This is a genomic window from Syntrophomonas erecta subsp. sporosyntropha, assembly GCF_055395365.1.
On record NZ_AP042459.1, the window covers coordinates 2,366,665 to 2,387,007 of the forward strand.

15 protein-coding genes are annotated in these 20,343 nt (G+C 43.6%); 8 read left to right on the top strand and 7 right to left on the bottom strand.

The features are described from left to right. The first annotated feature begins 1 nt into the window (after window position 1). The 5 genes from ACZ5Q0_RS11580 to ACZ5Q0_RS11600 all read left to right on the top strand — a co-directional run bounded on the left by ACZ5Q0_RS11580 (window position 2) and on the right by ACZ5Q0_RS11600 (window position 4,982). A complete protein-coding gene (locus ACZ5Q0_RS11580) occupies window positions 2–649 on the top strand; it encodes a class II aldolase/adducin family protein (RefSeq protein ID WP_446820610.1) in 648 nt (215 codons plus the stop codon). 39 nt (window positions 650–688) lie between these two features. Further along, window positions 689–1,978, top strand: a complete 1,290-nt coding sequence (locus tag ACZ5Q0_RS11585; protein ID WP_446820609.1) for an amidohydrolase — start codon at window positions 689–691, stop codon at window positions 1,976–1,978. 225 nt (window positions 1,979–2,203) lie between these two features. Then, window positions 2,204–2,686, top strand: coding sequence for a molybdopterin-guanine dinucleotide biosynthesis protein B (mobB, locus tag ACZ5Q0_RS11590; RefSeq protein WP_446820607.1), 483 nt, complete (start codon window positions 2,204–2,206; stop codon window positions 2,684–2,686). A 64-nt stretch (window positions 2,687–2,750) separates the two neighbouring features. After that, window positions 2,751–4,658, top strand: coding sequence for an aldehyde ferredoxin oxidoreductase family protein (locus tag ACZ5Q0_RS11595; protein WP_446820605.1), 1,908 nt, complete (start codon window positions 2,751–2,753; stop codon window positions 4,656–4,658). An 18-nt stretch (window positions 4,659–4,676) separates the two neighbouring features. Next, window positions 4,677–4,982: a DUF134 domain-containing protein gene (locus ACZ5Q0_RS11600; RefSeq protein WP_446820604.1), complete on the top strand. Its 306-nt coding sequence runs from the start codon at window positions 4,677–4,679 to the stop codon at window positions 4,980–4,982. Between the two features lie 628 nt (window positions 4,983–5,610). On the opposite strand, the gene ACZ5Q0_RS11605 is transcribed toward ACZ5Q0_RS11600, so the two are convergent. From ACZ5Q0_RS11605 to ACZ5Q0_RS11625, 5 genes are all read right to left on the bottom strand, one after another. Beyond that, window positions 5,611–6,438 (bottom strand): formate dehydrogenase accessory protein FdhE, encoded by an 828-nt coding sequence (locus ACZ5Q0_RS11605; protein ID WP_447182564.1) that lies wholly within the window; start codon window positions 6,436–6,438, stop codon window positions 5,611–5,613. A 186-nt stretch (window positions 6,439–6,624) separates the two neighbouring features. Continuing rightward, window positions 6,625–7,314, bottom strand: coding sequence for a formate dehydrogenase subunit gamma (locus ACZ5Q0_RS11610; protein ID WP_447182565.1), 690 nt, complete (start codon window positions 7,312–7,314; stop codon window positions 6,625–6,627). After that, window positions 7,314–8,114, bottom strand: a complete 801-nt coding sequence (locus ACZ5Q0_RS11615) for a 4Fe-4S dicluster domain-containing protein (RefSeq protein ID WP_447182566.1) — start codon at window positions 8,112–8,114, stop codon at window positions 7,314–7,316. The genes ACZ5Q0_RS11610 and ACZ5Q0_RS11615 overlap by 1 nt, the downstream gene beginning before the upstream one ends. Window positions 8,115–8,116: 2 nt before the next feature. Then, entirely contained in the window at window positions 8,117–11,179 is a 3,063-nt protein-coding gene (gene fdnG, locus ACZ5Q0_RS11620; RefSeq protein WP_447182567.1) for a formate dehydrogenase-N subunit alpha, read from the bottom strand. 345 nt (window positions 11,180–11,524) lie between these two features. Continuing rightward, a complete protein-coding gene (locus ACZ5Q0_RS11625) occupies window positions 11,525–13,441 on the bottom strand; it encodes a molybdopterin biosynthesis protein (protein ID WP_446820596.1) in 1,917 nt (638 codons plus the stop codon). 165 nt (window positions 13,442–13,606) lie between these two features. Here ACZ5Q0_RS11625 and ACZ5Q0_RS11630 point away from each other — a divergent pair, with 165 nt between their 5' ends. The 3 genes from ACZ5Q0_RS11630 (at window position 13,607) to ACZ5Q0_RS11640 (ending at window position 18,563) form a co-directional block, all read left to right on the top strand. After that, window positions 13,607–14,839: a molybdopterin molybdotransferase MoeA gene (locus ACZ5Q0_RS11630; RefSeq protein ID WP_464827149.1), complete on the top strand. Its 1,233-nt coding sequence runs from the start codon at window positions 13,607–13,609 to the stop codon at window positions 14,837–14,839. A 115-nt stretch (window positions 14,840–14,954) separates the two neighbouring features. Continuing rightward, entirely contained in the window at window positions 14,955–16,157 is a 1,203-nt protein-coding gene (locus ACZ5Q0_RS11635) for a molybdopterin molybdotransferase MoeA (RefSeq protein ID WP_446820592.1), read from the top strand. 264 nt (window positions 16,158–16,421) lie between these two features. Continuing rightward, window positions 16,422–18,563 (top strand): YcdB/YcdC domain-containing protein, encoded by a 2,142-nt coding sequence (locus ACZ5Q0_RS11640; protein ID WP_446820590.1) that lies wholly within the window; start codon window positions 16,422–16,424, stop codon window positions 18,561–18,563. Window positions 18,564–18,770: 207 nt separating this feature from the next. Here the strand turns inward: ACZ5Q0_RS11640 and ACZ5Q0_RS11645 are convergent, their stop codons facing one another. Continuing rightward, window positions 18,771–19,868, bottom strand: coding sequence for a hypothetical protein (locus ACZ5Q0_RS11645; RefSeq protein ID WP_446820588.1), 1,098 nt, complete (start codon window positions 19,866–19,868; stop codon window positions 18,771–18,773). 128 nt (window positions 19,869–19,996) lie between these two features. Further along, complete coding sequence (locus ACZ5Q0_RS11650; protein ID WP_446820587.1) at window positions 19,997–20,173, bottom strand: DUF896 domain-containing protein; 177 nt, start codon at window positions 20,171–20,173, stop codon at window positions 19,997–19,999. Window positions 20,174–20,343 lie beyond the last annotated feature (170 nt).

Below are 20,343 nucleotides of genomic sequence, written 5' to 3' on the forward strand. Positions count from 1 at the left end.
TATGTTTGGGGAACAACGTGGGCAAGTATTAGCTACTGCCCGGAAGATTTTAGAAAGTGGTATGGTGTTGGGAACCTGGGGAAATGTGAGCCAGCGTATACCTAGCGAAGATTTAATCCTTATAACCCCCAGTGGAATGGATTACCTTATCATGGAACCAGATGATATAGTGCTGGTAAATAAGCAGGGTGAAATAGTAAAAGGACGTTTTCGTCCTTCCATTGAAACTTCTATGCATCTAAATATTTATCAGAAGCGGGTGGACTGTGGAGCTATTGTTCATGTGCACAGTCCTTTTGCAACGGCTTTTGCTGCAGCCCGGCAAAATATTCCGGTAATATTAGAAGAAACTGCTCAGGTTATTGGACATGAGATTCAGGTGGTACCTTATGCCCATTGCGGGAGTAGGGAATTGGCTGAAAAGGTAGGGGAAAGCTTTTCTCAAAAAGAGCGTGCAGTTTTGCTGGCCAATCATGGTCTAGTAGGAATAGGTAGCAGTTTAACTGATGCCTACCAGGTGTGTCGGGTAGCAGAAAGAACGGCTATGATTGCTATATATTCCCACGGGCTAGGATCACCCTATTCTCTGGAAGAAGGGGATATAAAAGCCCTGCAAGCCGGTTTTCAAAACTACGGCCAATCAAAATAAGAGATAGCATATGCATGGCTGTAAAGGGAGGATTACAGGATGAAAACACTGGTAAAGGACATAGCTATAATCCCTATGACCAGGGATTATGTTATTCCCCAGGGATACATAGTCATTAAAGACCAGATTATCGAAGCCATAGGGGAAGGTGAAGCTCCTTCCGATAATTATCAACAGGTGATAGAGGGAAACAACCAGGTAGCTCTACCCGGGTTTATAAATACCCATACTCATGCGGCCATGACCCTGTTGCGCGGTTATGCGGATGACTTGCCTCTTATGCAGTGGCTGGAAAAGAAAATCTGGCCCCTGGAAGCTAAGCTGACTGGTGATGACATTTACTGGGGTACATTACTGGCCATTGTAGAAATGATTAAATCAGGTACTACTACTTTTGTCGATATGTATTTCCATATGGAGCGGGTAGCTCAGGCGGTACAAGAATCAGGAATACGCGCTATTCTTTCCCGGGGAATGATAGGAGTAGGTCCGGAAAGTGAACAGGCTCTCGAGCAATCACGCCAGATGGTAGAGCACTGGCATAACCAGGCCCGGGGACGGATTATAATAATGTTAGGACCTCATGCTCCTTATACTTGTCCACCTGAATACCTGCAACGGGTTATGGAGTTAGCTGAGGAGTGCGGGATAGGAATAAATATTCATGTGGCCGAAACGGCGGATGAATACGAAAATATATTGAAACAATACGGGAAAACTCCAGTTGCTCATCTAGATAGCTTAGGGTTATTTGATCATTTTCGGGTTATAGCAGCTCATTGTGTGCATCTATCTGAAGAAGATATTGCTATACTCAAAGCCAAGGGTGTAGGCATCGCCCATAATCCTGAAAGCAATATGAAACTAGCCAGTGGTATTGCTCCCGTTCCCCTTCTACTCCAAGAAGGTGTAGATGTAGGATTGGGAACTGATGGAGCCTCTAGTAATAACAACCTGAATATGATTGGAGAAATGAGGAGTTGTGCCTTACTACACAAGGTAAGCACTATGGATCCTACCGTTCTTCCTGCTTACCAGGCTCTGTCTATGGCTACCCGTTATGGTTCAAAGGTTATAGGTCTGGAGAATGAGATTGGTACCCTGGAAAAAGGTAAGAAAGCCGATATTATATTAATGAACCTGGGAGCTGCCCATATGGTGCCACGCTATGATATTATGGCTAACATTGTTTATGCCTCGGAGGCTAGTGATGTTAACACTGTTATTATTGATGGGGAACTTGTCATGCAGGATAGACAATTGCTGACGCTAAATGAAGCGGAAATATTAAACCGTTGTAAGGAAATAGCTGCTCGTCTGGTAGGATAAGTGCTCTCATTGTTTTATGTAATTAATAGCTATATTCTTAGTGCTGGCAAAGGGCAGCTGGAGATAGAAAAATCTGTGTTTGTGATATGGCGGAAAATTTCGCCGAGAATGATGGGAATTTGGCCTGGTGGTTTGTTCTTGTAAAAAATTATTTCCTGGCTGACTCAATAAAAAATCAATAGAAATATAATGTTAGTCCAAAAAACACGCTGAGGAGGATGTATAATGATTCCCATAGTGTCATTCGTTGGTCGTCATAATTCAGGTAAGACTACTATTTTGGTGGGAGTATTAAACCGGCTGGCTGAAGAGGGGATCCAGACGCTGGTTATAAAACACTCCCATGGTCCGTTAACACCGGATCTACATGATTCGGGCCGTCTATTCAGGGCTGGTGCCCAAGTAGTCCAGGCGATTTCCTCTGATATGAGCCTTACCTATCGTCGGCATACCTTAACTTTAGAAGAAATACTAAGTGATATACCTGCTGGTATCGATCTGGTGATAACTGAAGGTTTCCAAGAAGCCGGTTATCCCAAAATAGAGGTACTAAGAGAAGAAATCGATACTAATATTATGGACTTAGATCAGGTTATTGCTCGAGTAGCTGACTTTGAAATACCTGCTCAGAATGAACCTTGTTTCAAATTTGACCAACTGGATGACGTAGTTGACTTATTAATTAAAACTTTTAATTTAGAGTCTTAATCTTCACAATAATCCGGATGCTTAAGTATGTTATTATTAGTTTAGACTATTTTTGTGGGTGATTATGATGGTACAGAGCCGGTATCTTGATATCAATCTTAATGATTTACTAATTACTACCCGGACCGTCCAGGAAGAGATGTACAATCAATACCTGGGAGGAATAGGGTTTAATGCCCGGTGGTTATTTGATTTAATTCCGCCTGGAATAGATGCTTTGGGGCCTGAAAACGTTTTGATTATATCGGCAGGTTCGTTGGTGGGATCAAACTTTCCTACTGCCTCCCGGACTGAAGCATCTGCTAAATCACCATTGAGCGGAAGGTTGGGGACTTCTAATTCCGGGATGTTTTTTGGTTATCGATTAAAAGCATCCGGATATGATGGAATTATTCTCCGGGGAAAGGCTCCCCATCCGGTTTATATATTGGTGGAGAATGACCGGGTTGAAATTAAGGAAGCCAGTCACCTATGGGGATTAGATACTTTTCAGGTTATGGACCAGATCGAAGAAGAATACCCGGGTGCACAGGTAGCCCTGATAGGAACTGCGGGAGAAAACCAGGTACGCTATGCTAGTCTACAAAACGGTCGTTCTGATGCCTGGGGGAGGACTGGCATGGGGGCGGTGATGGGCTCTAAACTCCTGAAGGCCATCGTGGTGAAAACTACTGGTCGTCGTGCTGTAATACATGACGGGGCAACCATAAAGGCCATTAACCGTGAGGCTAGTGGGGCGATTAAATCCTCACCTTTTTATGGACCCTTTAAGAAGTATGGAACTATGAATGCCAGTCCGGTTTATTCAAGATTCTCGGCTCTGGCGGCCCATAATTTTACCAGGGGGAACCTACCAGAATGGAAAACAGAATTTGACAAGAAAAAAGTTGATGAATTACTGGTTAAGCATATGGCTTGCCAGGCTTGTTTTATAGCCTGTGGTCACTTGGTCGAGATTAAAGATGGTAAATACCAGGGGCTTAAAGTAAAAGACATGGAGATAACTCCAATAGTCACTTTTGGTGCTCAATGTGGTTTAAATTTAGAAGCCAGTATTAAAGCTAGCGAGATTTGCCAGCGTCTGGGTATGGACATGGTTAGTACCGGCAGTTCTGTAGCTATGGCAATAGAATTATATACGGAAGGACTAATATCTGTTAATGATGTCGGTTATCAACTATCCTGGGGAGACGAGGATGCAGTTTTTAACTTAATGGAGGATATTGCTCAACAAAAAGGTTTTGGTAAAGTTTTGGCTTTAGGAACACGGGAGGCAGGTCGTATAATAGGTCATCCTTCTTATGCAATGCAGGTTAAAGGAGTGGAAATACCTATGATTGATCCCCGGGGGAGATGGTCCACCTGGAGTATGGGTATGTTAACTAATCCACGGGGAGGAGACCATTTAAGGTGTCGTAGTATTGTGGAAAATCTCCGTTATAATCATCACGATGCAGCTCTGATGTGGGAGAAGTTCGGGATGGGGGAGGAGGAATTTTCCCGTTTGGATATGCCTGATAAACTAAAACAACAAACCATTGACCTGACTAGTGATTTGGTAAATATACCTCTGATGAGCATCTGGGCAGAGGATTTGATACAGGCCTATAACAGCCTGGGGATATGTATTCGTCCACCGGTGATGAACCGGGTGGGGCCTAATCTATTAACCCGGGCCTTTAATGCCATGTGGGGACTTGAGATCAATGAGTCTGAGCTAATGGAAGCTGCGGAACGCAGTTTTACCTTGATGAAATTATTTAACATTCGGGAAGGGGAAAAGGAAGAAGAAAGCCGGTTCCCAGAACGATTCTACCAGCAAGTGGTAAGTGGGCAGGTTTTAGATCCGAAACAGGTAGAAAGGGTTTTACAAGCCTATTACCATGGCAGGGGCTGGGATATGCAGACAGGGAGGCCGTCCCGGGAAAAACTTCAGCAGTTGGGCCTGGAATGTGGGGAGTATTTGGTATGATGTATAGGAGGTGCTAGGATGCCTCGTAGAGTTAAATGCAGATGGGTAGGACATATTCCCCGGGCTAATTGTTTTAAACCGGCGGGTATACCGGCTTATGAGCTGGATGAGATTATATTAAAGGTCGAAGAAGTGGAAGCCTTACGTTTAAAAGATCTGCTGGGATATGAGCAGGTTGAATGTGCTGAGATTATGGGAGTGTCACGCACCACATTTCAGCGTATTCTAGTAGAAGCCCGTTTTAAAGTTGCCGATGCTCTGGTTAATTCTAAAGCCCTGCTGGTTCAGGGTGGTAATTACCAACTAAGATCCGATGAAGATTAAAATAAAGTATGTTTAAAACAGGGGAACGGCCTAAATTGATTGCATGCATAAAAAATCTGTAAAAAACACGGTGATGGTTCGGTGGTTTTCTTTAAAAAAAGAAAACCACCGAACCATCACCGTGTTTTTATGAGTCTGCTTACTCCCGTATATTTTGCACCTGGCTCGGAGTAATAATACCATATTCACACACTATCCCGGTTATAAAAATTGATGCTGTCTAATCAAAACCCTCTTCCCACTTTTCGGGTACCATTGTTTCTTTTACAAATTTAAAGGTATCAGCCAGCGTATAAACGGGAACCCGGGGAAATTTGGTAAAGGCCGGTTGGGCAAGGTATTTGCTCGGATAGCCATTTACCAGGCAAGGATAGCATCGGCTCTTAAAAGCCGCATCGATATGTGGTTAGAATCATCACCTAGTTCCTGCCAGGCTTGCTCCAGCGGGGAATGGCTTACTTAATAGCCGCTAGTTCCAGCCCCATTTGGCTTGATAACTTCCCACCTGCGTACTAGGTTTAAGCAATAATATTTTACCATTACTTTCAATAAAACAGGTAACTACATGAACTTCTTCTATGTCGATTCTTCATTTTGGTATTAGGTCGTGCCGAAATTGTTGAAAGATTCAGCTATCATGGTTAGTATAGCCTTTTTCTCGAGCCAGCATATCCAGGTAAACGGTTTCTATATTGGCAATGAACAGATCGGTTGATCTACCACTTACTCTTTCATCGAAAGTTTTCAGATATCCGTGGCATTTTTCACAAATGTATAACTGATAAGCATCATCATTTTCAATGGTAAAATATTTTATATCACCAGGCTCAGCATCTCCACAATGGACACATTGCAAAAAGCGTGCTTCCCATTCAGTAAAGCAGCGTTCACAATACATATAACGGCGGCCATCTTGGGAACGAAGGCGGCTTATATGGGGTCTGCTTCCACAGATAGGGCAGATGGTAGGAAAATCCCAGGATTGAAATTCATCCAGTTCCAGATCTGCATTATAAGGTTCTGCTGCTAACCGCAAGAAGGGACGCAAGGTATGATCAAGTACAAAAACAAGCAGGTCAAATGATATACTAATAGATTCAGCCAGTTCCGAAAAATATTCATCTTGACCGTTTAGGAGTTGCTCAGGTATTTCTTTAAAATTAATCTGACCAATATTTTGGCGCAGTTTTTCCATGGACTCATGTGTCTCCGGCCGCGCAGATTCTATTAACCGGGTTAGATCTTCTGTAAGAGAACGGTAACGGAGTTCATCAATGTCGAGTGGCTGGATCCGAAGTAAAGGCTTATGGTGGTTAGCTAATAACATAAGCAACGGTACCCGTTCAACGGCAGTATCCCTTTTCAGATTAATTTGCTGGGTATTTTGCCAATTTTCAAGTTCTTTAAAAAAATCCACATACCCTTCCGGTAAGCTGACGGGAGTCTTTCTTTCCATTTATTAATCACTCCTTTGGTAGCTATAACTGAACATCCACATAAAATACAAGTTACAATACCGGGTTATTGAGTGAAAATATGTAGGTAAAACATACCTGTTACTATTATTATTTTAATAAAAATGTTTAAGGTTAGGAAAACAAAAGGGGGAGATGTGCTCCCCCTTCTATATCAATATGAAGAATTACTCGGCATCGGTAGTAGCCTTGTCACCATAGGTTTCCTCATACCATATAGGATGATGGTGTTGAGCCCAATCTTCGCGAACGGTGCCCTTCCACATTCCCCAGAAAGACTCTCCTGATCCGGGATGGAAAGAACCGAGATAACCATGCATACACACCATAAAGGTAGCTAATACCATGGCAATATCATGAATAGGATAGGCTACACGGACTAATCCTGCCGGGAAGATAGTTGGAAACCACATAATATAACCACTTAATACCAGCAAAATAACACAGGTAGGGGTAAGCATAGAGTTACCTTTTTCGCCACCATTAAAGCGGGTTTGAGGCGGCATTTTAACCTTAAAGCCCAGGAATTCAAATGGGAATTTCATTACAAAAATAATGTCGTTCTTGCCAAAGCGTAGCAAGTCTTTTATCCAGGATATGATGCCTTTAAAATCAAACAATACAAAAAACACGATGACTAGTGTCATAAGGACGGCTGAAATACGATGAACCAGCCCAGCACCTTGATAGCCACCGAAAACGGCTGCTAGCCAGTCGACACCGTCCAGGAACAGAACTAGACCGGTAAAGAGACAGAGCAGGAAGGTAACCGTATGTCCCCAGTGGGTTATACGGGCGACAAAGTTAAATCTTTCTACCCGGTTGACATCCTCCTTATATTCTGGAATCCATTGCATTATTCATGCCCCCCTTCACCGTGATCTCCATGTTTGTTAGCTAGAATTCTGGTTGTGACAAAGCTGACTGCAGATCCGGCTAGAGCCAGCGGAATCAACCAGCCAAAATAGGGCTGAACGATATTCTGCCAGAAGGGAATCTGGCCAGGAACTTTGGGATCAACTGGAAGGCCGAACTTATCTGGAGTATCGGTCAGTACATAAAGATTATTCAGACCGCCCAGTTCCAGTCGGCCGTAAATGGTCGCCCGGGGAAAACCGTTAGCCCGCAGGAATTTGACCCTCTCTTCCGCATATTCAAGCAGTTCATTACGATCTCCAAACTGGAGGGCTCCAGTCGGGCAGGTCCGGGCACAGGCCGGGGTTAAACCTTCGTTAACCCGTTCAGCGCACATAGTACATTTAGTAATCTTGTCTTCTCTTTTACGATATTTGGGTATACCAAATGGACAGGCATAAGTGCAATACTGACAGCCTATACACTTCTCAGGGTCATGAATGGTAGCCCCCCATTCAGTTTTACTGTAGGCATCCCGTGGACATACTGTCATGCAGGCAGGTTCCAGGCAGTGCATACATTGATATTTTAGGAAATTCCACTGTACACCATCGACCGCGTCTTCGTGCTCAATAAACCGCACGATAGTAAAGGTATCGCCATTTGTGTCTTTATGGGTTTGATAGTTTCCCTTAAACGGTTCTATTACTGCAGGCAACTGGTTCCAATCTTTGCAGGCGACCTGGCAACCGCGACATGCTGTACATTTGCTTACATCATAAAGATTAGCTAAATTAGCCATAATTAAGCCCTCCTTATGTCGCATAGCCATGCTTTATATTCCGGTATGGAAGTATTACCGTCACCAATATGTGGGGTGAGACGGTTAGCCGGGTCTCCGGTAGCATAACCATTGAAACCGAAATGCCAGAGTACACCGATTTGGTGAACCTTATTGCCGTCAATCCACATGGGTTTGAAGCGCTTAGTTACGCAGGCAATAGCTCTGACATCACCCCTGCTGGTAGTAATGATGCACTTATCACCATTACGAATCCTTTTTTCACGTGCCAGTTCTTCACTCATTTCTACAAATACATCAGGAACTAACTCGGCCAACCAGGGCAGGTTCCTGGTCATAGCCCCGGCCTGCCAGTGTTCACTTACCCGATAGGTAGTGCCAATAATGGGATATTGATTAGATTTGCCACGCTTATCAGGTTCCCACTCTTTGACTACCGGGTTGAATTCCTGGCTGTTAAGAGTATTTTTTACCGGGCTTTCCCATGGTTCATAATGTTCCGGGAAGGGCCCTTCGTTACAAGTACTATAGATACAGCCGACACCTTCTACCCTCATAATAAAAGCATCCCGGCCACCTTCGCCGTTAGGATCCTTGTTCACCCCGAAGTCGGGTATATCATTTCCAGTCCACTTTTCTCCGTCCCAGAATATGGTGGTCAGGTCTGGTACCCATGGTTGCCCCTCCGGGGTAGCCGAACAACGGTTATAGATAATACGCCGGTTTATTGGCCAGCACCAGGCCCAGTTTGAATAGCTGCCGATAGGTTTTGTACCGGGATAAGGGGTATCTTTGTTATCTCTTCTACGGGCCAGGTATTCATCGCCGGGGTAACAACCGGAATAGACCCAGATACCGCAGGCAGTAGACCCATCGTCAGCAAGTTTAGTAAAGTTGGCTACCTGTTCCCCAGGTTTACCGTTTACAACCGTAAATCCGTTAATTTCTTTGGCTATCAGGTCAAGATCGGGATGACCCTCGCCGTAATTCCAGGTAAGACGAGTAATCGGTTCATCCTCAGGTTTAGTACTGCCTTTGTAAAGGTTCTTTATTCGAATCATTAAGTCATTGGCTATTTCCAGGTCAGACCGGGATTCACCCACTGGATCACAGGCTTTCCAACGATACTGCATCCAGCGTCCGCTATTGGAAACAGATCCTTCTTTTTCATAGGAACTACAAGCGGGAAGGAAGAATACTTCAGTTTGAATTTCATCAGGTTTTTTAATTTCATAAGGATTATTGCTAGTTGGTCTGTCAACTGCCTTATAGGACCAAAATTCTGAGGTCTCTGTTTGCCATAGATCGATAGCAACCATCCATTTTAAATTAGGCAGAGCTGCTTGTTCTTTGTTAGCATTAGGACCACCTACGATAGGATTGGATCCCCAGATAAATAACCCTTCGATCTCCCCGTTATACATAGCTTCAAATAGGGCAATATGGGAATAATTTTTACCGTCTACCCGTTTAGGCAGATAATCATAAGATTTAGCCGGGTTGTCATCCATCCAGTAGCACTTCAGGAGACTGGCTAAAAACTTGGGCTTATTAACCCAAAAACTAGTTTTAGGTGTTTCTTTGTCAAGATAATCCTGATAGGTGGGATGTTTCTTAGCCTCCGGACTGTTCATATAGGCAGGAATAATATGATAGAGCAGTGCCCAGTCAGTGGAGCCCTGAACATTAGACTCACCGCGCAGGGCATTAATTCCACCACCCGGCCGACCAATATTACCTAAAAGTAACTGCAACATAGCATAGCTTCTGACGTTTTGAGTACCCACAGTATGCTGGGTAGTTCCCATAGCATATAAAATGGTACCGATTTTATCAGGTGCGCCGGTAGCTGCATATGTTTGGATAACTTCTAAGTATTTCTTTTTGGGTGTACCAGTTAGCTTACAAACAGTATCAATATCGTAGCGCGAGTAATGCTTTTTAAGCAGTTGGAGTACACAACGCGGGTGTTCCATATCCATATCGCGCACAAATTTACCGTCCTCAGTGGTTTCAAAAGCCCACATTTTAGTATCATATTTGCGTTCAGAAGCATTATAACCGGAGAAAAGCCCATCATTAAAATCAAAGGTATCTTTTACTATAAAAGTAGCATTGGTATACCATTTAACATATTCTTCGTGATAGAGCTTGTTTTCCAGGATATAATTTATCATTCCACCTATAAAAGCTATATCAGTGCCGGAGCGCAATGGTGCATAAATATCCGAGCGTGCCGAAGTTCTGGTATAGCGGGGATCGATATTGATTATCGTGGCCCCGTTCTTTAACCTGGCTTCGGTCAACCATTTAAATGTCATGGGATGATTTTCAGCAGCATTACTACCGATAATTAAAGCACAATTTGTATTTTTAAGGTCAATAAAGTGATTCGTCATCGCTCCGCGACCAAATGAAGGTGCCAACCCGGCAACCGTCGCAGAGTGTCAAATACGAGCCTGGTGTTCAAAAAACACCAGACCAAGAGATCTGTTCATTTTAGTAATAAGCTGGAGTTCCTCATTATCCAGGGCTGCACCGCCCAAACTGGCTATTTTTTCACAACGATTTACGATAATACCGTCAGCATCTTTGTGTTCAATATACTTATCACGCGTTTCTTTCACTCGCTGGGCAATGTTGTCCAGCATCCAATCCCAATCTTTTTCCACCCACTTGTCACTATACGGGGCTCTGTATCTAGGCTTCTTCACTCGCTGCGGATTGATCTCTTGTTGTCCTGTTTCCGGGTTAAAGATTTCTCTAAGGTTCATCATAGCTGAACCTTTACTACAAGCACTTCCGCGGTTAATTGGATTATCGGGGTCGCCTTGCACACTCAACACCTGAGGCTGATCTGCAGGGACACCATCTCGGGCGTAAACCACAAGACCGCACCCTACACCACAGTATGGGCATATCGTCGGTACTGGCTTGACCCCATTGGTGCGTACGCCCTTTAGCTCACTGGCAGTTGCACTTAGGTCAAACCCAAGATCGACAACTGCAAATGTAGCCATGGTTGCGCCGGTTACCTTTAAGAACTGCCTGCGGGTAACCTTCATACCAATCACACTCTCCTTTCCCCACATTATAAAATTTTTTTAGAGCCCTTATTGTTAAATTATAGCACCTTTACTGAACAGTAGAACAGGTCTCCGCGAAAAGACAACCTGAACAGGTGTCGGAAACCCTGGAGCAATGGGAAACCATCCTCATAAACGAATGAGTTTAATTGCTTACCGTGCAGAATGCCACAATCCCCCCCAGGACTCTGACTAACAAATATTTATGGCTGCCATAAGCACAATGTATCACAGTTTCCATTCGACAGAAATATTTAAAATCCTTGCGTAAATAGCTCTAAATAACATTATATAATCAGAATTAATAGTTAAAATAAACGGAGGTTATGATTCTGACTCAGCCATGATTTGGCCGGTCAAATCTAAGTTGTATCCCCCTGCTTGATTAATAAGAGTGGCCAATTGTGGGCTTCTAATTATGTCAATTAGTAGATTTATTAAGTTATCCGGCATTAGATCAGGAAGAATACACAGGTCATAACGTTCCTCAGCTACCGGTATGAAGTCTAAATCCAGAGCCCGGGCACTGGCGTAAATTCCCAAACCGGCATCACAGGCATCATTTTTAACTGATGCGGCTACGGCCAGGTGAGTATATTCTTCGCGATTATAGCCGTTTATTCCGGTTGTATTGATGCCTTGTTGATGGAGCAGATAATCAAGTAAGACCCGGGTGCCGGAACCCTTTTGACGATTGATAAAGCGAATATCGCTTTGGGCCAGGTCTTTTAAATTTTTTATCTTCAAAGGATTTCCTTTTTTAACCATAAGCCCTTGCTGGCGTTTGACCAGATTTACAAGTAACCATTTTCCACCTAAATATTTATTTAGATAAGTAATATTATATTCACCCGAGGAATGGTCAAGTAAATGAATACCTGAAAAATGTGTTTCTTGTTTTTTTAGGGACATAATGCCCCCCATGCTGCCTGTATTATTGGATACCAGCCGGATACGGTACTGTTGCCACAAAAGATCTGCCAGAAAATCCATGGTTAAGTCATGGCTTCCAATGGCTATTAAAGTTTTTTCTATTATTTTGCGAGGGCGCTGCAATATTACCTGGCAGGATTCTCCTGCTTCTAACCCTTCATACCCATTCTTAATTTGAATAAAGCCATCGGCTTTAACTAGACTGGTAGTAATGCCGGCTCCCCGGCTCAAGGGGTAAGCTTTATAAACGTTTTTTACGGGAGCTACATTTACATATACGAATTCATCCACCCCCATGGAGGAGGCGAGTTTGCGGCTAATCTGACATTCCATAATATCGGGTTTTGCCATGATTCGGCTTTGTTTGCGGTACAATATCGGGCGAGCAAAAAGATTAAATATTAACTGGGCAGAAACGGGGTAACCAGGTACGCCAATGATTGGTTTGCCATCAACTATTCCTAAAATTGCCGGTTTACCAGGTCGGGTAGCAATACCATGCACAATAAGCTTTCCCAAATTTTCCACGATGGTGGAGGTATAATCCTCACGTCCCGCGGAGGATCCTGAGCAGACAACGATCATATCTGCCTCATCTTTAATTTTTACTATGGCATCTTTGAGCAAATTTTTATCATCTATTACTATGGGATGGCGGCGGGGAATGGCACCCCATTCCCAACATAGTCCGGCTAACATACGGCTGTTAGAATCTACGATTTCCCCCGGGGCCATATCCTCATAACCCTGATCGCGTAATTCTGTACCGGTGGGGATAATTACTACTACAGGCTGCTTAATAACTTCTACGGTCGATACAGCGGCTGCCAGTAAAGAAGCCACTTCATAAGGTCCGATAAGGGTGTGGGAGGGAAGGAGCATATCGTGGGCTACCAGATCTTCGCCCACAGAGCGGATATGCTGCCAGGGTACGGCTGGTTTAATAATCCGCGCTCCGTCTGGGGTAAAATCAACTTCTTCAATCATTATTACCGAGTCATATTGCCGGGGAACATAGTCACCAGTATCTACTTCCAGATAAGCTCCAGTCGGAAGAGTTATGGGATTAGTTTCAGTAGCTGCATAGGTGGAGCTGGCTTGAACGGCTATCCCATCCATTGCAGAGGCTACGTAGTGAGGAGAGGAACGCCTTGCATAAACTGCAGCAAAGGTTACCCGATTTTGTGCATCTAGTACTGGGACTACTTCTTTCTGAAACTTAAAATAACCGTTACTTTCTAATTCATCAAGAAAAAGGTCCCAAGCCTGTTTAAGGGGAATATTATCAATATAGGTCTTCCGTGACATAACGAAGTCTCCTCTCCCTTAAATTTTTATTACTATTGTAAACTAACAAGATAGGGATTACAAAAACTGTTTAGTGCAGGCTTAGTTTGACGGAGAAATACCGTAAAGTATAATGAACATTAATTGATTTTGCTAATTTTGTAAAAACCCGATTAAAACTTAAATATGAAAGTTGGCGAGGTGTCTGTAATGGGGGAATTCTTAAAAGTAGTATCCGTTAATGAGGCTAGGCAGCGTATAGAGCATAATCTACCTGCCGGCCAGCAGGAAACGGTATTTCTGCCGGAGGCTTATAATCGTACTTTGGCCCGGGATTTTACTAGTCCGGAAGATCTTCCTGCGTTTACCCGGTCCACAGTAGATGGGTACGCAGTAAGGGCTGCCGATACTTTCGGCAGTAGTGAGTCATTACCTGCCTACCTTGAGTATGCAGGGGAGGTTCTTATGGGTAGGGCACCGGAATTTGAACTGCAGCCGGGGCGGTGTGCCTGGATACCCACTGGTGGCATGCTTCCTCAGGGTGCAGACGCAGCGGCGATGGTAGAGTATACCGAAAAATTAGGTGAGGATACTATACTTATATACCGGCCGGTAGGACCGGGAGACAACCTGATGATGAAGGGGGAGGACCTGACTAGGGGAGATAAAATATTTACAGCTGGTAGGAGACTGCGTTCCCAGGAAATCGGATTGCTTTCCTCCTTGGGAATTGGACAGGTCGACGTGTTGAAACCTTACCAGATAGGTATATTGTCAACTGGAAATGAAGTGGTGGAAATTGACCAGATACCTGGCCCTGGAGAGGTTAGAGATGTAAATAGCTATTCGCTGGCGGCAGCAGTACAATCTTGCGGGGCCCTCGCTAAAAGGTACCCGCTGGTAGGGGATGATTTCAATCAGCTTAAGCAGGCAGCTGCGCTGGCCTTGGAACAAAATGACCTACTGCTCCTGTCGGGAGGAAGTTCAGTGGGGACCATGGATGTAACACTGGATGTTTTACTGGATTTTCCTGATTCTGAATTACTTTTTCATGGCATAGCCGTAAAACCAGGCAAGCCCACTATGGCAGTCCGTATTGGTGATAAATTAGCTATAGGTTTACCTGGACACCCGGTGTCTGCACTCATGATGTTCCTGGTGGTTTGTGCACCGGCGATAAGAAGGGAGCGGGCTACGGTTCTGGAAGCATCTGTCACTATGAATATAGCTTCCCAGGCAGGACGAGATGATTTTATTCCGGTACAGCTTAAGGAAGATAATGGGATGATGACGGCACTGCCTTTGCTGGGTAAGTCGGGCTTAATGAGTATCCTGGCGTTAGCTGATGGATATATCCATATTCCTTCCCATCTACAGGGGATAAGCACTCAACAAATGGTAAGGGTTGAGCTTTTTTAGATGAGCTTTATTAACAGGAATATTTATACCGGGACCACCGGGAGTAAGCAGAGAAAGTTGGCTGGTTAAAAAACCTGACTTTACCCAGATAATTTATAAAGAAGGGATAAAGAGAATGCAATCAGTATCTATGGCTCTGGAAGCAGCATTAGATCACTGTCTTACCATTCCGCCAGTAGCTGATTTTGAAAAAGTTTGTATAGGTGATGCTCGCAACCGGGTCTGTGCCGCTGATATACATGCCCCTGCAGATATACCAGGGTTTTATCGCTCTCTGGTGGATGGATACGCAGTTACAAAATCAGATTGGAACTTGATTAAATCCGGTTTACCAGTTAAGTTGCAGCTAAATGGGGAGATAGCCGCCGGGGAGATTTTAGCTACCCCCCTATCACCTGGTTATACTACCCGGGTTATGACAGGAGCCCATCTTCCTCCATTAAGTGCAGCGGTCCTCAAGCAGGAAGATGTTTACAGAGTAAGGGACAGTATAATTATTCAAGAATTGGTTTTAGGTAAAAAAAACATTCAAACTCCTGATAGTGTCGTAAAGGCTGGAGAGGTTATTACTTCTAAAGGAGAATTATTAACCCCATCGCATACTGAAAGGTTGGCATCAGCCGGAATAGTTGAGATACTTGTTTATCGCCGGCCAGTTGTACATATTATTAACACTGGAACTGAATTGGTACAACTTGGGCAATCACTTCCGCCTGGTAAAATCTATAATAGCAATTGTGTTTTGTTAAAAGGGTTAGTGGAAGAGGCTTATGGTAGGGCTAGGGCGGAATTATCCGCAGTACCTGATAATCTGGAGGCTCTATGTCGAAAGATGGAAATAGGCTGGTCAGATTCTGATTTACTATTAATTAGTGGTGGAACTGCTGAGGGAAAATATGACCTGGTAGGGGAAGCTTTAGAAAAGACTGGGGCAAAACTTTTGTTTACCGGTTTAAATATTCGGCCGGGAAGGAGTACCACAGCAGCTTTACGAAAAAATAAACTGGCTATTAATTTACCCGGTAGTCCAGGCGGGATTAAACTGCTTTTTTATGTATTAGTTGAGGGGATTATCAAACACCTACAGGGAATGGAGCACGGGACCGGACCGTGGCTGTATTTACCACTGGATGGTTGTTATCAACCTCAGAAACACCGTTATCTGTGCTGGGGGGAACTGATCGCTAATCAGGGTAAGGTTACAGCTCGACTATTGAAAAAAGGTGAGAAATCGCCCCGGGAAACCGGGTTAGTGCTTGATATTGAAGCGGGACAAGGCCGGGAAGGGGACCTGGTAAGAGCCCGGCTAATTCCTTAACTATTAATCAGGAAAGTGTTAAAGTACCACTTCTTAAGTACGGAATCCATAAACGATAGTTATTAATAGCGCTTTTCGCCACGGGGCTGCAATTTTTAGAGCATTTACCAACCTCTGGTTTATCTGTCCAAGTAAGCTGGAGGTTTGCTGCTAAAATGGTGATTTTTAGCAGCAGATCTTTTAATGGCTATGACAGCCCAGCTATTATTTTGCGTATTAAACCATAACAGACATATTACAGAATTGAATGAAAGGAGTTAAGTTATGGGCAAACATAAAATAACAGGTGGTCTGCTGGTTATAGTGATGCTCGTAGTTTTTTTTCCAATTACTCTGGCAGCAGCTGAAACAAAAGTAAGCTTGGAAGATGCCATATTAACCGCCCGGTCTCATTTTGATATTCCGGAAGCATTTGACAACTTCAGATCAGAATTTGAAAGCAATTCACAACGGCAGTGCTGGTCGCTTAATTGGTCTGATGAGGAAAATCAGAAAGGTAATTTGCACATCCAGGTGGATGCTACCAGTGGGGAAATAATCAGCATGCACTTGTGGACACCAGAGAAAGAACAGGCGGATTATAATAAAGTAATTTCATTAAGTCAGGCTCGTGCTGCTGCCCGCGAGGCGGTTAAACGGCTGGCGGCTAATCATTTTGAAAATCTACAAGCGGTGGAAACACGAGAGCTGGTGCCGTTAAACAAGTATGGTCCTGTCACGTATCGTTTTTTCTGGCAGCGCTATGCTAATGGGGTAATAGTTACTGGTGATGGAGTATCGATAGAGATCGATGGGCGGACAGGTAAAGTAACCGGCTATGATCTTAACTGGACTGCCGCCGATTTGCCGGGTATTACTAAGGCCATCTCCCTTGAACAGGCTCACCAAAATTTTCAAAGAGAAAACTTTTTACAAAAGCAGTATTTAACAGCCTCACCTGTCCGGCCGCTAAATAAGGAAGATAAAAATTCACCTCGGCTGGTGTATAAGATTTATCATCCTTCTAATGGGGTAATTGATGCCATAAGTGGTCAGCCCTTTATCCCTGAGCAGCAAAAATATTCGGCAGCGGATGGTATGGGAATGCCGGCAGGAATGAAAGAAGCTAGTCGCGAGGAAAATACCCGATTAACACCCCAGGAAGTTCAGGAGATGGAGAAAATTAAAAAATTAATAACCCGGGAGCAAGCCGTTGATAAAGTAAATCATTGGGTTGACATTCCACTTGGTGCACAGTTAGAAACCTGGCATTTATTACGGGACTGGTATGACCAGGATCAGTGGTACTGGAACCTTAGATGGGAAAGGGAAGCTGATGATAATAGGGGAGCCTTTAGTATGTGGGCCAGGGTTAATGCTTTTACCGGCCAGCTGCAAAGCTTTAATATTTATGAGGAAGATAACAACCAGCCCGGAGATATGGACCGTAAAAGGGCTGCTGGTGTAGCAGAAGAGTTTATAAAGGGAATTGAGCCCCAGCTAAGTAGGCAGGTAATGTTAGATCCCTACACTGAAAATATTATTGTTAAGCAAAAACCCCAGCCCCGGCAGTGGTCATTTGATTTTGTCCGGCAGGTAGAGGGGATTTCCTGTCCAGGAGAAGGAATCCGTGTGGAAGTATCTACTGCAGATGGGAAAATCACCAGCTACAATCTAACCTGGTCAGAAAGTGAATTTCCATCGGCAGTTAAGTCTATGAATCAGGCCCAGGCTGAACAAGTATTTTTAGAGTATGCTCCCCTTACACTTTGCTATATAAAAGTATATAATAACCGCGGCTCCCATGATCTAAAACTTGTATATCGTCCCCTTCCAGCTTTAGGCCAGCCGGGATTCGCCAGTATCGATGCGGTAAGTGGGGAAAAACTGAGCTGGGAAGGAAAACCAGTTTCCCAGTACCCTACATCATTAAGTTTTAATGATATTGCGGGCCATTATGCGGAAAAAGAAATTCGCCTGTTAGGCCAGGCAGGGTTGATGGGTGAGTACGGTGCTCAGTTCCGTCCTGGGGAAAGCATCAGTCTTATTACATTTTTACGGGCTATGCTGGGAGCTAGTGATGGACTATATTCTATCAATGGATGGGATGATGAAAGTATATTGAAACGCTGCCGGGAAAAAGGGTGGATTAGTGGTGAGGTAAATCCTCAGGAGCAGGTTAGCCGGAAGATGTTAATAAAAACTATTATCCGCTCTCTGCAGCTTGACTATATTGCCGGTAAAAACATCTTTGTAAATCCCTTTCCTGAGGATGCGACTGTAACTGACGCTAACCGGGGATATGTAGCCCTAGCCCAGGTCCTGGGATTTTTACGCCCGGGTACCGATTTTAATGGTTTAGAAACCATTACGCGGGGAGAGACTGCCTATTCTTTAGCTCGCAGCCTGCAGGTACCTGTACGATAAAAAGCGGGGGAACTCCCCGCTTTTTTTATGGTGAGCATGGGTGCCGATTATAAAGGTAAACATAGTAATTGCCGACACCGATAAACTAAAGTTTGCATTTCTTTTTTCAACCGGGTCGTCCAGACTTGCTTCCTCTTGCTGGAATACCCGGTAATATATCAGGTGCTTTAGTAAACCGCCCTAAGAATTTAACAAATATAAACATGGTTAGTCCAGTAACCGTTCGATTTCTCCTGCCAGTTTTTGCCGTAACTGTTCAATAGCTGCAAAATCCATAGCTGTTAAATAGTACTGTTCCAGTTCATCATGATAAGTTTTGGCCATCTGAATAAATAGCACCGCATCTTTTAATCCTGTATCTACCCGTTCATGGGCAGCAGCTACTGACTTAGACCACGGATCGAGGAGGGAATTATCAATAAACTGATCAAAATCTAATTGACGCCGATATTTTTTTCCCGGGATTTGATCCCCATACTGGAAAAGTATAGGGGAAACATCGATTAGTGCTGATTTACTATCGGGTAAAATAATGAGGTCAATTTCATGCGGATCAAATGGATTATGAAATACTTCCCCATAAACAGAATGGACTTCAATAAGGTTATAAACATATTGGAATAATTCTTTAATACCACTGCCCGGACTACCTCTCACGGCGAATATTTCATGATCTTTTTCCAAAATATAATCTATCTTATTTACCAGGCCGTCCGGGGTAATGGCCCCGGGAAAAAGGTGACGGGGCAGATAGGAAGAAGAAACTGTTCCCTGTAAAAAATCTTCACCTAAAGCAGCTATATTACGTTGAACTGCCTTATCATCACGGGCTTCACGGTAATATGATTTCCATTCTTCATAAGCACATCCAGTTTCTTTTAATCGCATATAGGCTTTTTGAAAACAGGAAGATATAAACCGGGTTAAATCTAATATTTCCGTACGGTGAGCAATTAATTGGTCCCTATCCCAAAAATCGCCCAGATTTATAATCTCATCAACAGCGCCGGGATATACCGGATCAACTGTATGTGGTGAGGTCCCATCCTGAAAACAGATCTGCTGCTGACCCAGTACTACTCCGTCTAGTGAATGGCTGTCAGAAGAACACCAGTGCCATTCGACATCTACCCCTTTTGCATAAAAATGTTCTCCCATTTTTTTAATAAACACAGATTTTCCTACTCCTGGTCCACCTTTAAGAATATATTTTCGCTGTACCTGGGGGCCTACCATATATTTGTAGAAAGAGTAAAATCCGTAGCGGGTATTCCCACCAGGGAAAACATGTCTTATTTTGCTCATTTTCCGCACCTCCTGGTTCTTACAGCATCTATATGATAATTTTCCCCTTTTTAAACCAGAGAATATTATGGTATTTACTGGTGGGAAAGCAAGGAAGCAAAGGGACAGTCTTCTTGCTTCCTTGGTAGTTATTGCTCTTTTCTGGTGTAGCCGGCCTCATCTAATTGGTTTACAATCTGTTGTTTAATGTCTTTTAAGAACTGCTGGTAAAGATGTTTCTGCTCTTGTTGTTCTTCCGGTGTTAGACCGATACTCTTTTTTTTACGGGCCAGTTCATTGATTCGTTCAATTTTATCTTCCGTCATCTTTTCAACTCCTTGGTAAATGCTTTTATGGGGTTACTAAACTCCCGGAGGATTGGGGAGTTAAAAACTTGTCATCGATGGTATATAATAAAGTTTAACGTCTAAAAATGCGGTAGAAAAATACAGTACTTAAAATACTGGTTTCCATACCATGTTTAGCGGAGAAGTTT